At 74.1% G+C, this 14,384-nt stretch carries 11 protein-coding genes; 7 read left to right on the top strand and 4 right to left on the bottom strand.

All coding sequences use genetic code 11. The annotated features are described in order from the left end of the window. The first annotated feature begins 5 nt into the window (after nt 1-5). Nucleotides 6-1,073: a cell envelope lipid trafficking protein PgfA gene (pgfA, locus tag ACZ6J5_RS13905; RefSeq protein ID WP_469391028.1), complete on the top strand. Its 1,068-nt coding sequence runs from the start codon at nt 6-8 to the stop codon at nt 1,071-1,073. On the opposite strand, the gene hrpB is transcribed toward pgfA, so the two are convergent. Together hrpB and ACZ6J5_RS13915 are read right to left on the bottom strand one after the other, a co-directional pair. Continuing rightward, nucleotides 1,057-3,609 carry an ATP-dependent helicase HrpB gene (hrpB, locus tag ACZ6J5_RS13910; protein WP_469391030.1) on the bottom strand — a complete coding sequence of 851 codons (2,553 nt, stop codon included), beginning with the start codon at nt 3,607-3,609 and terminating at the stop codon, nt 1,057-1,059. The genes pgfA and hrpB overlap by 17 nt on opposite strands. A 181-nt stretch (nt 3,610-3,790) precedes the next feature. Next, a complete protein-coding gene (locus tag ACZ6J5_RS13915; RefSeq protein ID WP_469391032.1) occupies nt 3,791-4,624 on the bottom strand; it encodes a class I SAM-dependent methyltransferase in 834 nt (277 codons plus the stop codon). Nucleotides 4,625-4,972: 348 nt separating this feature from the next. On the opposite strand from ACZ6J5_RS13915, the gene rpsA reads away from it, so the two are divergent. The 4 genes from rpsA to ACZ6J5_RS13935 all read left to right on the top strand — a co-directional run bounded on the left by rpsA (nt 4,973) and on the right by ACZ6J5_RS13935 (nt 8,795). Further along, nucleotides 4,973-6,481 carry a 30S ribosomal protein S1 gene (gene rpsA, locus ACZ6J5_RS13920; RefSeq protein ID WP_359879743.1) on the top strand — a complete coding sequence of 503 codons (1,509 nt, stop codon included), beginning with the start codon at nt 4,973-4,975 and terminating at the stop codon, nt 6,479-6,481. Nucleotides 6,482-6,635: 154 nt separating this feature from the next. Beyond that, nucleotides 6,636-7,574, top strand: a complete 939-nt coding sequence (locus ACZ6J5_RS13925) for a PAC2 family protein (protein WP_469391034.1) — start codon at nt 6,636-6,638, stop codon at nt 7,572-7,574. 31 nt (nt 7,575-7,605) lie between these two features. Next, the gene (gene coaE / locus ACZ6J5_RS13930; protein ID WP_469391036.1) at nt 7,606-8,211 is read left to right on the top strand and encodes a dephospho-CoA kinase; all 606 of its coding nucleotides are present in this window, start codon (nt 7,606-7,608) and stop codon (nt 8,209-8,211) included. A 212-nt stretch (nt 8,212-8,423) separates the two neighbouring features. Further along, nucleotides 8,424-8,795 (top strand): tetratricopeptide repeat protein, encoded by a 372-nt coding sequence (locus tag ACZ6J5_RS13935; RefSeq protein ID WP_469391038.1) that lies wholly within the window; start codon nt 8,424-8,426, stop codon nt 8,793-8,795. A 62-nt stretch (nt 8,796-8,857) separates the two neighbouring features. On the opposite strand, the gene ACZ6J5_RS13940 is transcribed toward ACZ6J5_RS13935, so the two are convergent. Beyond that, on the bottom strand, nt 8,858-9,127 hold the full coding sequence (locus ACZ6J5_RS13940; protein WP_469391040.1) for a DUF6343 family protein: 270 nt from the start codon (nt 9,125-9,127) through the stop codon (nt 8,858-8,860). A gap of 107 nt (nt 9,128-9,234) precedes the next feature. After that, nucleotides 9,235-9,570, bottom strand: a complete 336-nt coding sequence (locus ACZ6J5_RS13945; RefSeq protein WP_469391042.1) for a hypothetical protein — start codon at nt 9,568-9,570, stop codon at nt 9,235-9,237. A gap of 190 nt (nt 9,571-9,760) precedes the next feature. Here ACZ6J5_RS13945 and ACZ6J5_RS13950 point away from each other — a divergent pair, with 190 nt between their 5' ends. Together ACZ6J5_RS13950 and ACZ6J5_RS13955 are read left to right on the top strand one after the other, a co-directional pair. Next, a complete protein-coding gene (locus tag ACZ6J5_RS13950) occupies nt 9,761-12,661 on the top strand; it encodes a DEAD/DEAH box helicase (protein ID WP_469391044.1) in 2,901 nt (966 codons plus the stop codon). Further along, nucleotides 12,658-13,980 carry an SWIM zinc finger family protein gene (locus ACZ6J5_RS13955; protein WP_469391045.1) on the top strand — a complete coding sequence of 441 codons (1,323 nt, stop codon included), beginning with the start codon at nt 12,658-12,660 and terminating at the stop codon, nt 13,978-13,980. The genes ACZ6J5_RS13950 and ACZ6J5_RS13955 overlap by 4 nt, the downstream gene beginning before the upstream one ends. The last annotated feature ends 404 nt before the right edge of the window (nt 13,981-14,384 follow it).

Genomic DNA, 14,384 nt, shown 5'->3' on the forward strand with positions numbered 1-14,384 from the left:
CGACCATGCGCCGCCGAGCCAGCCTCGTCCTGCTCTCGCTCGCCGTCTTCTTCGCCGCGATGGTCCCCACCCTGCGGTGGTACGTCTTCCCCCGCGTGGTGAAGATCCCGTCGAACCAGTACCAGGTGACGATCCTGGAGGCGAAGCCCGCGACCCTGCTCAACTACTCGACCTTCAAGGCCGAGAAGGTCGACAAGATCACGATCATCCAGACCCTCAAGGGCAACGTGGAGGAGTCCCGCCGGATCGAGCGCGACGCCGGGCGCGACGTCGTCGTCTGGGACTCCCTCTCCTATGTCGCCGGACCCGACGGCAAGATGGTCTCCAAGATCCCCGAGCGCTACGTCTTCGACGCCCACACCCAGGATCCCGTCAACGCCACCGGTGAGATGGTCGACGGCGACCCGGTCCGGCGCACGGGCATCGAGTTCAAGTGGCCCTTCCTCGTCGAGAAGCGGGACTACCAGTACTTCGACGCCCAGACCCGCACCTCCGCCCCCATCCACTACAAGGGCACCCGCACCTTCCGGGGCATGGAGGTCTACTACTTCGAGCAGACCGTCCCCTGGACGAAGGTCCCCATGCCCAAGTCGATGCCCATCAAGGGCATCACCCCCGAGGTCCTCGCCCAGACCGGCCTCACCCGCTGGTACACCACGAAGCGCATGTTCTGGGTGGACCCGGTCACCGGCGCCCCCGTCAACGGCGAGGAGATCCACACCGAGGAGCTCCGCAACGCCAAGGCCCTGATGGGCCAGGACACCATCACCGTCTTCGCGGGCCACGTGAAGATGCGCGAGGACTACATCGAGAGCGTCGGCGCCCTGGTCAAGTCCAACCGCCTCGCCGTCCTCATGGTCGTCTCCTACCTCCCCTGGACCTTCTCCCTCCTGGCTCTCCTCCTCCTCGCCCTCTCCCTCTGGCTCGAAGCCCGCTCCCGCCGCCCCCGAACCCCTGAGCCCTCGGCCGAGGAACCCGGGCCGGACGCGGACCTCGGTACGGACCCGGACCCGGGACCGGCTCAAGGCCCCGGCCCGGACCCCGGCCCCGGCCCCTTCACCGCTCCGGCCTGAGCGAGCGCTGCCGGGCGCTCGTGTGCCGGGTGGGCTCCGCCGCCGACGGGTCCTCCGGCCACGGGTGCTTGGGGTAGCGCCCCCGCAGCTCCGCCCGCACCGAGCGGTACCCCTCCCGCCAGAACGACGCCAGGTCCGCCGTCACCGCCGCCGGCCGCCCCGCCGGGGACAGCAGGTGCACCTGGACCGGGACCCCCGCCACCCGGGGCGTCTCCGCGAGGCCGAACATCTCCTGGAGCTTCACCGCCAGCACCGGCCGCTCCCCGCCGTACTCCACCCGGATCCGCGAACCGCTCGGCACCTCGATCCGCTCCGGCGCCAGCTCGTCCAGCCGCCCCGCCTCGCCCGACGCCCACGGCAGCAGCCGCTGGAGCCCCTGCCCCGCGTCGACGCGCCCCAGATCCGCCCGCCGCCGCGCCCGCGACAGCTCCGGCTCCAGCCATTCCTCCGCCCGGCCCAGCAGCGCCTCCTCCGCCACGTCCGGCCACGGCTCGCCCAACTCCCGGTGCAGAAAGGCCAGTCTGCTCCGCAGCTCCGTCGCCCCCTGGCTCCACCGCAGCAGCGACAGACCCTCCCGGGCCAGCCCCTCCAGCAGCGCCGCCCGCACCAGCACCGGATCGGCGCCGTCCCGCAGCGGGCGCACGGTCAGCTCCACCGCGCCGAGCCGGTCCACCGCGCGGGCCACCACGTCCCCGTCTTCCCAGCGCACCTCCTCACCCGACGCGAACAGCCGCCCCGCCGCCTCCCGCGCCATCCCCTCGTCCACCACGGCCGCCAGCCGCACCCGGGCCGTGGCGCTCTGCGCCGTACGGTCCGCCACCGCCACCGCGAGCCAGGGGCTGGACCGCAGCCCCGAGCCCTCCGAGAGCCCGGCGCCCGTCCCCGACACCATCAGATACCCGCCCTGCTCCCGGGCCCTGGCCACCCGCTCCGGGAAGGCCAGCGCGGTCACGATCCCGGCCGCCGCGTCCTCGCCCGCCGCCCCGGCCCCGGGCCGCCCGCCCGTCTCCTCTCCCACCGCGCGCTCCAGCCGCCGCACCTCGGCCTTCCAGCGGGCCGCGTACCCGTCGCCGCCCTTGCGCGCCTCGCGCCAGGCCGCCGCCAGATCGTCCCCGTACTCCCGCGGCGGCTCCTCGCTCAGCAGGGCCACCACCTCCGCCGCCCGCCGCGCCCCCACCTCGGCCGCCCCGTCCAGCAGCGCCCGCCCCAGCCGAGGATGCAGGCCCAGCCGGGACATCCGCACCCCCCGGTCCGTCGCCCGGCCCTCCCCGTCCACGGCGCCGATCGCCGTCAGCACCGCCCACGCCGCCGCCATCGCCCCGGCCGGCGGCGCGTCGAGCAGCGCGAGCCCGGTGCCCGCCGGGTCGCCCCAGCAGGCCGCGCGCAGCGCGAAGTCCGCCAGGTCCGAGACGCGGATCTCGGGGGAGGGGAACCGCGCCCGCGCCCCGTCCTCCGCCTCCGCCCAGCAGCGGTAGACCACTCCCGGGGCCTCGCGCCCCGACCGGCCGGCCCGCTGCGTCGCCGCCGCCACCGACACCGGGACCGTCGCCAGCGAGCCCAGCCCCCGGGCATGGTCCATCCGCGGCTCCCGCGCCAGCCCGGAGTCGACCACGATCCGCACGCCCGGCACCGTCAGGCTGGACTCCGCCACCGAGGTCGCCAGCACCACCCGGCGCCGCCCGCCGGGACCCGCGCCCCGCAGCACCGCGTCCTGCACCGAGGCGGGCGCCCGCCCGTGCAGCTGGAGGACGTCGGCGTCCAGGTCCGCGAGCAGGCCCGCCGTCCGCGCGATCTCCCCCGTGCCCGGCAGGAAGCAGAGGAGGTCGCCCTCGTGCCGCCCCAGGGCCTCCCGCACCGTCGCCGCCACGTGCCGCAGCAGCGCCGGGTCCACCCGGGTGCCGTGGGCGGGCCGGATCCCGGCGGGCGGCGCGGCGAACCGGACCGCGTACCCGTGCCCCTCGCCCGTGCCCCGCACGATCGGCGCGGGCCCGCCGCCGTCCAGCACGGTCAGCAGCTCCGCCCAGGCCTCCGCGTCGCTCGTCGCCGAGGCGGCGATCAGCTTCAGCTCCGGCCGCAGCGTCGCCCGCACGTCCACCAGGAACGCCATCGCCGTGTCCGCGTCCAGATGCCGCTCGTGGCACTCGTCGAGGAGCACCACCTCCACCCCGCCCAGCTCCGGATCGCGCTGGAGCCGCTGGAGCAGGATGCCCGTGGTCACCACCTCGACCCGGGTGGCCGGCCCGGCCCGCCGCTCGCCCCGCACGGAGAAGCCGACCGTCCCGCCGACCTCCTCGCCGAGCAGCCACGCCATCCGCCGGGCGGCAGCCCGCACCGCCATCCGACGCGGCTCGGCCACCAGCACCCGCCGCCGCGGCTCGTCCCCTATGAGCCCCGCGAGGGCCAGCGGGACCAGCGTGGTCTTGCCGGTCCCGGGCGGGGCGTACAGCACCGCGCTGCCGCGCTCCGCGAGCGCGGTCAGCAGCTCGGGGACGGCATGGCGGACGGGAAGCAGGTCGAGTGCGTCGTTTCGGATCACGGACTCAGTCTCGTACGCCCCGCCGACCGGCGTGCGCGGCTGTCCACAGGCCCCACCTATTAGTAGGACTATTACCGGGCCCGCCCGGCTGCCGAGCCGCCCCGGCCCAGGCCCCGCCTCAGCCCCGCCTCAGCCCCGCCCCATCCCCGCGCCTCGGCCCTGCCTCAGCCCCTCAGCCCCCTCAGTCCTCCGCCCGCTCGCAGACGAAGATCGCCGTGCCCGGGATCAGGTTGCCCCGCAGCGGGGACCAGCCGCCCCACTCCTGGCTGTTCCACTCCGGCCACTCCGGCTCGACCAGGTCCACCAGGCGGAAGCCGCCCGCGACCACGTCCCGCACCCGGTCGCCGAGCGTCCGGTGGTGCTCCACGTACACCGCCCGCCCCCGCTCGTCCTGCTCCACGTACGGCGTCCGGTCGAAATAGGAGGCCGCGACCGACAGGCCCTCCGGCCCCGGCTCGTCCGGGAACGCCCAGCGGATCGGGTGCGTCACCGAGAACACCCACCGGCCGCCCGGCCGCAGCACCCGCCGGACCTCGCGGAAGACCCGCACCGGGTCGGCCACGAACGGCACCGCCCCGTACGCCGAGCACGCCAGGTCGAAGGAGCCGTCGCGGAACGGCAGCGCCCCCGCGTCCGCCTCCACCAGCGGCACCTCGCCGCCGATCCGCAGCGCGTGCTGGAGCTGCCGGTGCGAGAGGTCCAGGGCCACCGGCCGGGCCCCCCGCGCCGCCAGCCAGCGCGAGCACTGCGCCGCGCCCGCGCCGATCTCCAGGACGTCCATCCCCTTCAACGAGCCGGCCGGGCCGAGCAGCCCCGCGTCCTCCTCGTCGAGGCCCTCGGGCCCCCAGACGAAGCGGTCGTCGCCGAGGAAGGCCCCGTGCTCGGTCTGGTACTCGTCGGCGTTCCGGTCCCACCAGCCCCTGCTCGCCCGACTGCTCTCCGCGTCCCCCGTCTCGCGCCGGGTCGCCTCCGGCTCGTCCCCGGGGCCGTCTTCCTGTCCGTACTCTTGGTTCATCTCGCCCGCCGATGTAGTTTGCGCTCAGTGCTGCGGCGCGGCACCCCCGGCCAGGAAGGCCTGGGCCGCCATGAGTTGTGCCGGGTTTGCGGTGATCCGCCCCGGGTGAGCGCTTCGCGCATTGACCCTGTCCGGCCGCCCCCGTATGCTAAAGGTTGCGTTGCGAGCCTGCGCGCCTCAGACGGAGCAGGTCGCGCTCGCATCTGTTGTATGTCCCCTCGGTTTTCGAGGCGCTTCCCGGTCACGGGAGACGCGCTTCTTTGGCTGGCCGGCTTCATCAGCTGCGATACGGGCTTTCGGCGTAGCAGTACCTACGACTTTCTGTCCGTAACCGGAGCCCTTTCCCACATGACGAGCAGCACCGAGACCACCGCCACCAGCACCACCCCGCAGGTTGCGGTCAACGACATCGGTAACGAGGAAGCCTTCCTCGCCGCGATCGACGAGACGATCAAGTACTTCAACGACGGCGACATCGTCGACGGCGTCATCGTGAAGGTCGACCGGGACGAGGTCCTGCTCGACATCGGTTACAAGACCGAAGGTGTCATCCCGAGCCGCGAGCTCTCGATCAAGCACGACGTCGACCCCAACGAGGTCGTCAAGGTCGGCGACGAGATCGAGGCCCTGGTTCTCCAGAAGGAGGACAAGGAAGGCCGCCTGATCCTCTCGAAGAAGCGTGCCCAGTACGAGCGCGCCTGGGGCACCATCGAGAAGATCAAGGAAGAGGACGGCATCGTCACCGGTACCGTCATCGAGGTCGTCAAGGGTGGTCTCATCCTCGACATCGGCCTCCGCGGCTTCCTCCCGGCCTCCCTGGTCGAGATGCGTCGCGTCCGCGACCTCCAGCCCTACGTGGGCAAGGAGCTCGAGGCGAAGATCATCGAGCTGGACAAGAACCGCAACAACGTGGTCCTGTCCCGCCGTGCCTGGCTCGAGCAGACCCAGTCCGAGGTCCGCCAGACCTTCCTCACGACCCTCCAGAAGGGTCAGGTCCGCTCCGGCGTCGTGTCCTCGATCGTCAACTTCGGTGCCTTCGTGGACCTGGGTGGCGTCGACGGCCTCGTGCACGTCTCCGAGCTGTCCTGGAAGCACATCGACCACCCGTCCGAGGTTGTCGAGGTCGGCCAGGAGGTCACCGTCGAGGTTCTCGACGTGGACATGGACCGCGAGCGTGTCTCCCTGTCGCTGAAGGCGACGCAGGAGGACCCGTGGCAGCAGTTCGCCCGTACCCACCAGATCGGCCAGGTCGTCCCGGGTAAGGTCACGAAGCTGGTTCCGTTCGGTGCGTTCGTCCGCGTGGACGAGGGCATCGAGGGTCTGGTCCACATCTCCGAGCTGGCCGAGCGCCACGTGGAGATCCCGGAGCAGGTCGTCCAGGTCAACGACGAGATCTTCGTCAAGGTCATCGACATCGACCTCGAGCGCCGCCGCATCAGCCTCTCGCTGAAGCAGGCCAACGAGTCCTTCGGTGCCGACCCGGCCTCGGTCGAGTTCGACCCGACCCTGTACGGCATGGCCGCGTCCTACGACGACCAGGGCAACTACATCTACCCCGAGGGCTTCGACCCCGAGACCAACGACTGGCTCGAGGGCTACGAGACCCAGCGCGAGGCCTGGGAGACCCAGTACGCCGAGGCGCAGCAGCGCTTCGAGCAGCACCAGGCTCAGGTCATCAAGTCCCGCGAGGCCGACGAGGCCGCCGCTGCCGAGGGTGGCGCCGCCGCTCCGGCCGGTGCCCCGGCGGGTGTCTCCGGTGGTTCGTACTCCTCGGAGTCGGACGACAACGCCGGCGCCCTGGCGTCGGACGAGGCCCTGGCTGCCCTGCGCGAGAAGCTGGCCGGCGGCCAGAGCTGAACAGGCTCTCCGCTGAGCTCCAGTAGCTAGCGTCGAGGCCCGCTCCCCTTCGGGGGAGCGGGCCTCGGTCTTTTTCCGCACCGGATCCGCGGCCGGGGAATGGCGCCGTCACAGGCGGTGTTGTCCAGAAAGGACGCGAGGAGGAGCGGAAATCGTGCTTGATCCCAAGGATTTGTACGAATGGGACCAGAAGGGGCTGGCCGTGGTCGACATGGCCCTGGCCCAGGAGTCGGCCGGACTGGTCATGCTCTACCACTTCGACGGCTACATCGACGCCGGAGAGACCGGTGAGCAGATCATCGAGGGCTTGCTCGACACCCTGCCGCACCAGCTCGTGGCCCGCTTCGACCACGACCGGCTCGTGGACTACCGGGCCCGTCGGCCCCTGCTGACCTTCCGGCGCGACCGCTGGACGGCGTACGAGACGCCCGTGATCGAGGTCCGGCTCGTCCAGGACGCCACCGGCGCGCCCTTCCTGGTGCTCTCCGGTCCCGAACCCGACGTCGAGTGGGAGCGGTTCGCCGCCGCCGTGCGCCAGATCGTCGAGCGCCTCGGCGTGCGCCTCGCCGTCAACTTCCACGGCATCCCCATGGGCGTCCCGCACACCCGCCCCGTCGGCCTCACCCCGCACGGCAGCCGCACCGACCTCATGCCCGGCCACCGCAGCCCCTTCGACGAGGCCCAGGTGCCCGGCAGCGCTGAGTCGCTCATCGAGTTCCGCCTCGGCGAGTCCGGCCACGACACCCTCGGCGTCGCGGCCCACGTTCCGCACTACGTGGCCCGCTCCCCGTACCCGGACGCGGCCCTCACCGCGCTGGAGGCCGTCACCGCGGCCACCGGCCTGGTCCTGCCCGGCGTCGCGCACTCCCTGCGCACCGAGGCCCGCCGCACCCAGACCGAGATCGAGCGCCAGATCGGTGAGGGCGACGACGAGCTCGTCGCGCTCGTCCAGGGACTTGAGCACCAGTACGACGCGATGGCCGGCGCCGAGACGCGCGGCAGCCTGGTCGCCGAGCCCGTCGACCTGCCCTCCGCCGACGAGCTGGGCCGCGAATTCGAGCGCTTCCTCGCCGAACGGGAGGGCGACGGCTAGCCGCCCGGCCGTGGGACCTAAGCTGCCGCTCATGCTGAAGGTGGGCCTGACCGGCGGTATCGGCGCCGGCAAGAGTGAAGTGTCGCGGCTGTTCGTCTCGTACGGGGCCGTGCTGATCGACGCCGACCGGATCGCCCGGGAGGTCGTCGAGCCCGGGACCCCAGGTCTCGAAGCCGTCGTCGCGGAGTTCGGGCCCGGGATCCTCACCCCGGAAGGGACCCTGGACCGGCCCAGGCTCGGGTCGGTCGTGTTCGCCGACCCCGAGCGCCTGGCCGCCCTCAACGCGATCGTGCACCCGCTCGTCGGCGCCCGCTCCGCCGAACTGGAGGCGCGGGCCACGGCCGGGGACGTCGTCGTCCACGACGTCCCGCTGCTCACCGAGAACGGCCTGGCACCCCTCTACGACGTCGTCGTCGTGGTGGAGGCCTCCCCCGAGACCCAGCTCGACCGGCTCGTCCGGCTGCGCGGCATGACCGAGGACGAGGCCAGGGCGCGGATGGCGGCCCAGGCCGACCGCGCGCAGCGGCGGGAGATCGCCGACGTGGTGATCGACAACAACGGCCCGCTGGAGCAGCTGGAGCCCCAGGTGCGCAAGATCTGGGAGGCGCTCAAGGAGCGCGCCGCCGGGGCCCCGTGACGGTCCGTGCCGCCGGGGCCCCGTGACGGTCGGTGCCGGCCGCGCCCGGCCCCTTGGGCGAGTGGTGAAGACCGGGGGAGCGCGGCGGTTCGCAAGTGCCCGAGGAATGGGTAGAGATGAGCTGCTCGGGGGCTCGCGCACGCTCGGGTTCCCGTGGAATACGGCCACCGTGCCCGCTTGTTGAACCGCCGGAGCGAGGGAAGGACGCCACTGTGGCCGAGAGGAACCCGGAGACCCACGTCATCGACTTCCGTGCCGCCGAGCAGTTGCTGGCCGCCCGGGACCCGCGAGGTGCCGTCAAGCTGCTCGACTCGGTGATCGCCGCCCATCCCGAGAACACCGCGGCCCGCCTGCTGCGCGCCCGCGCGTTCTTCGCCGCCGCCCAGCTCCGCCCCGCCGAGCTGGAGTTCGAGCTGGTCCTGGAGCGCGAGCCGGACAACGCCTTCGCGCACTTCGCGCTCGCCCGCACCTTCCAGCGCTCCGGCCGCCCCGAGCTGGCCATGCGCCACTTCCGGCTCGCCGCCGCTCTCGACCCCAAGCCCGAGTACCTGGAGGCGGCCCGTTTCGGCGCGGAAGCCGACTGACGGCCACCGCCGGTCGGAGGGCGATCCCGGACCGGTCCCTCCCGGACCGGTCCGGGAAGGCGTCAGCGCCGCCGCTCGCCGTGATCGGGCTCGTACGGGGGGACGTCCCGCCCCGGCTGCCAGTGCGGGCCCTGCCGCAGATGCCGTACGACCATCACCAGGTCGACGGCGGCCACCACGAACAGCACCCCGCAGGCCGCGGCCCAGCCGGGCCGGGCCAGCAGCGCGAAGACCGTGGTGCCGAAACCGGCCCACAGCAGCCCCCACAGGCTCAGCAGCAACCGCAGCCGCAGCGGACTGCGCGCGGTCACCGGTTCGCTCCCTGTACGCATGACGCCGACATCTCCCCAGGCGGCCCCCAGGTCCTTCCAGCATCCACCCGCGGCGCGCGAACCGGAAGCGGAGCCCGCCTTCCCGGCGGCCCGGGCCCCGGTCCCTGTCAGTGGATGACGTTGTAGCTGCGCCAGGGCAGGCTGCCCGGCGCGATCGTGTTCCCCGTGTTCGTCGCCACGTAGATCGGCTTCTCGCCCTTGCAGTCGCGGGTCCGGTACAGCTGGATGTCCACCAGCGTGTTGTTCTCGACCCGCGTCGCGCCCGACGGCGCCAGCCGGTGGCAGCCCTTCACGGACGGACTCGTCACCGTCACCACCAGCTCCCGCCCGGTCTCGTACGAGAGCGTGCCGACCATGCTGCGGCCGAGCCCCGAACAGCCCGTGACGGTGAGGGCGAGCAGGGCGGCCCCGGTGGCGATGGTGAGACGCCGGCGAAGGGACATGGCGGGATCCTCGTCTGTCGGAGACTGGCGGCGGAAGCCTGTTCCTGGCCACCGTGCCCCCTCCGGGACCGGTCGTCATGTCCGGTTGGGCCGTCCGGGCGATGCGCCGTGACACTCTGTTGTCAGACCCCACCCGTATGGTCGGAGGTCCAGTCGGAGTTCCGTCGCGGAACGGGAGGTGAGGAGTGCCGTGAACGAGTCCCTGCTCGGCGCCGCCGCCGTCTTCCTGCCCGCCGCCCTGCCCCGCGAGGGCCGGATCGCCTTCTGGTCCCCCGAAGGCGCCCCGCTGCCGGATCCCGGGCGGCTCGCCCCTGCCGGGGCCGGGCCGGGCGCCGCCACGAGCGGCGAGCTGACCGTCGCGCGCCGCCACGGGACCGGGGCACGCGGCCGGACCGTGCCCGCCCTGTTCCTGCCCGTCGCCGAGGCCCTGCCCCTCCTGGCCGCTGCCCGCCACCACCCGGCCGCGCACCCCGCGGCGGCCTGCTGGGGCGCCGCCGCCCTGCACGCCCTGCACCTGATCGCCCGCGGCCGGCTGCTGCCCGGGCTGACCGCCGACGACCACGACGCCTGGCGGGCCGGGCCGCTCGACGCGGACGACATCGCGCACCTGCGGGCCATCGCCGCCGCCATGCCCTACGAGGCACACGCCACGCCCGTTCAGGGCCCCGGCTCCGGGCGTGGACCGCTGCGCCTGCCCGAGCCGGAGGCCCTGGTCAGGGCCTTCCTCGACGCGGTCGCCGACACCCTGCCCCGCACTCCCGCCGCTCCCCACGCGGTCGGCAGGCCGTTCGCCGCGCGGGAGGCCGTCCACCTGCCCCGGGCGCGCGCCTGGGCGGCCGAGGCCGCCGCCGGCATGGACGCGGGCGTCCGCGTCTCGCTCCGCCTCGACCTCTCGAAGTTCGAGCTCTTCGACGTCGCGGACCAGCCGGAGGAGGCGGCCGGGCGGCAGGCCGCGGCCGTGCTGCTCCAGGTGCACAGCCTCGCCGACCCCACCCTCGTCATCGACGCCGCCGCCCTGTGGGCGGGCGACGGCCACGAGCACTTCGGCCCCCGCGCGCGGATCGACGCCGTCCTCGCCCTGCGCCGCGCCGCCCGCGTCTGGCCGCCGCTCGGCCGCCTCCTGGAGCGGGACGTGCCCGACGTCCTGCCGATCACCGAGGACGAGCTGTACGAGCTCCTCGGCCCCGCCGCCCCCCGGCTCGCCGACGCCGGGGTCGTCGTCCACTGGCCCCGCGACCTCGCCCGCTCGCTCAGCGCCTCCGCCGTCGTCCGCCCCGCCCGCTCCGCGCCCGGCTCCGCCACCGACGGCACCTCCTTCTTCGACAGCGAGGAACTGCTCCGCTTCAACTGGCAGCTCGCGCTCGACGGCGACCCTCTCACCGAGCGTGAGATGGACGCCCTGGCCGAGGCCCACCGCCCCGTCGTCCGGCTCCGCGACCAGTGGGTCGTGGTGGACCCCGCCCTCGTCCGCAAGGCCCGCAAGCGGGAGCTGGGCCTCCTGGAGCCGGTCGACGCGCTCGCCGTCGCCCTCGGCGGCACCGCGGAGGTGGACGGCGAGACCGTCCCCGCCGTGCCCGTCGGCGCCCTCGCCGCGCTGCGCGACCGGCTGCTGGCCGGACCCGGGGAGGTGCCCCCGCCGCCCGGCCTCGACGCCACCCTCCGCGACTACCAGCTCCGCGGCCTGGCCTGGCTCGACCTGATGACCTCCCTCGGCCTCGGCGGCTGCCTCGCCGACGACATGGGCCTCGGCAAGACCGTCACCCTCATCGCCCTCCATCTGCGGCGCGCCCGGACCGCGCCCACCCTCGTCGTCTGCCCCGCCTCGCTCCTGGGCAACTGGCAGCGCGAGATCCGCCGCTTCGCCCCCGGCGTCCCCGTCCGCCGCTTCCACGGCGCCGACCGCACCCTCGACGGGCTCGACGGCGGCTTCGTCCTCACCACCTACGGCACCCTGCGCACCAGCGCCGACCGGCTCGCCGGGCAGGACTGGGGCATGGTCGTCGCCGACGAGGCCCAGCACGTCAAGAACCCCTTCTCGGCGACGGCCAAGGCCCTGCGCACGATCCCGGCGCCCGCCCGGGTCGCCCTCACCGGCACCCCGGTGGAGAACAACCTCTCCGAGCTGTGGGCGCTGCTCGACTGGACCACCCCCGGCCTCCTCGGCCCCCTGAAGGCCTTCCGCTCCCGGCACGCCCGCGCGGTGGAGAACCACGAGGAGATCGGCAACGAGGAGGCGGTCGAGCGGCTCGCCCGGCTGGTCCGGCCCTTCCTGCTGCGTCGGCGCAAGTCCGACCCCGGCATCGCGCCCGAGCTGCCGCCCAAGACCGAGTCCGACCACCCCGTGGCCCTCACCCGCGAGCAGGCCACGCTCTACGAGGCCGTCGTGCGCGAGACCATGGCGCGGATCGAGGAGTCCGAGGGCATGGCCCGGCGCGGACTGATCATGAAGCTGCTGACCTCGCTCAAGCAGATCTGCAACCACCCCGCCCAGTATCTGAAGGAGCGCTCCCCGGGAAACCGCGGCACCAGCGGCGCGGGCGCCGGGGCCGTGCGGCTCTCCGGGCGCTCCGGGAAGCTCGCCCTCCTCGACGAGCTCCTCGACACGATCCTCGCCGAGGACGGCGCGGTCCTCGTCTTCACGCAGTACGTGTCGATGGCCCGGCTGCTCGCCGACCACCTCGCCGCCCGCGGCGTCGACGCCCAACTCCTGCACGGCGGCACGCCCGTGCCCGAGCGGGAGCGCATGGTGGACCGCTTCCAGGCCGGCGAGGTCCCCGTCTTCCTGCTCTCCCTCAAGGCCGCCGGCACGGGCCTCAACCTCACCCGGGCCGGGCACGTCGTGCACTACGACCGCTGGTGGAACCCGGCGGTCGAGGAGCAGGCCACTGACCGGGCCTACCGCATCGGGCAGACCCAGCCCGTCCAGGTGCACCGCCTGATCGCCGAGGGCACGGTCGAGGACCGCATCGCGGAGATGCTGCGCGCCAAGCGGGCCCTCGCCGACGCCGTCCTCGGCGGCGGCGAGGCCGCCCTGACCGAACTGACCGACCGCGAGCTGGCCGACCTGGTGTCCCTGAGGAGGCCGTCATGACCCCCGGCGCCCGCCGCCCCTCCCCCCGGCCCGCCGAGGCCCTCGCCCGCACCCGGTCCTCGCGCACGCCCCCCGCCCTGCCCCGCCACGACGACCGGCGCCGGACCTTCCCCCAGCTCGCCCCGCGCAAGGCGCCCGACGGACGGTTCGCCGCGACCTGGTGGGGCAACGCCTGGGTCGAGTCCCTGGAGGGCACCGCGCTCGACCAGGCCAGGCTCGCCCGCGGCAGGACGTACGCCCAGCGCGGCCACGTGGACGCGATCACCGTCACACCGGGCCGGGTCGTCGCCTACGTGCACGGCAGCAGACCGCGCCCGTACCGCACCGAGATCCGGCTGCGGACCCTCGGCGACGACGACTGGGAGAGCTTCCTCGACCAGGCCGCCGCCCGCCCCGAGCACATCGCCGCCCTCCTCGACAAGGACGTCCCGCACGCCCTGGAGGTCGTCACCGGACTGCTGCCCGCCCCCGGCGACCTCGTCCCCGACTGCTCCTGCCCCGACGACGGCTACCCCTGCAAGCACGCCGCCGCCCTCTGCTACCAGGCCGCCCGGCTCCTCGACGAGGACCCCTTCGTCCTGTTCCTCATGCGGGGCCGCGGCGAACAGGAGCTCCTCGCCGATCTCACCCGGCGCAACGCGACCCGGTCCGCCGCCGAGCGCCCCGGCACCGCCCCTGACCTCCCCACCGTCCCCGCCCGCGCCGCGCTCGCCCCGCTCACCGGGCGCGGCCTGCCGCCGCTGCCGCCGCCGCTGCCCGTCCCCGCCGAGCCCGGCCGGCCCGCCGTCTTCCCCGCCGATCCGGAAGCCCCCGACCCGCTCGCCCTCGACCTCCTCGCCGGCGAGGCCGCGGCCCGCGCCCACGCCTTCCTCGCCACCGGCCGGGACCCCGTCGCCGCGCTCACCCCCTGGCAGGACGCCGTACGGCTGGCCGCGGCCCACCCCGGTTCCGGGCTCACCGCCTCCACCCGCGCCCTCTACCGCGACCTGTCCCACGCCCTCGACCGCACCCCGACCGACCTGGCCCGCGCGGTGGCCGCCTGGCGCCAGGGCGGACCGGCCGGGCTCGCGGTCCTCGAAGAGCCCTGGGACCCGCCTGCCGGGCCCTTCGACCGCGCCCGGCCCGCCCTGCTCGCCGCCGAGCACCCGGCCTTCCGGCCCTGGCGCAACCGGCTCTCCACCCGCTCCCTCCAGCTCCGCTTCGGCCGCGACGGCCTTTGGTACGGCTACGAATCGGACCTCGACCGCGAGGACTGGTGGCCGCGCGGCACCCCGGAGGCCGACCCGGTCGGTGTCGTCACCACCCTGCTCGGGAGGTGACCGCCCGACAGGCCGCCGCCGTGTGAGAAGATGGTCAACTTCCCTTGTGATGAACGGAGTTCGCCGCTGTGGCTCGCTGTGACCGCCGGATCCGCCCGTCCCGCGCCGCGCGTTCCCTCAGCCGGGTCGCCGGGATCACGTTGCGGACGGCGAACAGCACGGTGCGGACGCCCTCGTGGGTCCGCCGGCGGTCCGCGTCCGGCCCTGCCGGCCCGTAGTCGCTCCAGCCCCACGGTCACCCCGACCCCCTCCCGCGTCACGGTAACGCTCCGCGAACCCCCGACGTCGGGACATGATCCATCGCGCCACACTCGCTCGATGGAGTGAAACCCGTCATCGGTCGGAGCCGGGCACCTCACGGATGGCGTTATTTCGGGTACGGGCGACTGCCCGTGAAGACATCC

This window comes from Streptomyces sp. NPDC042100 (assembly GCF_055582325.1).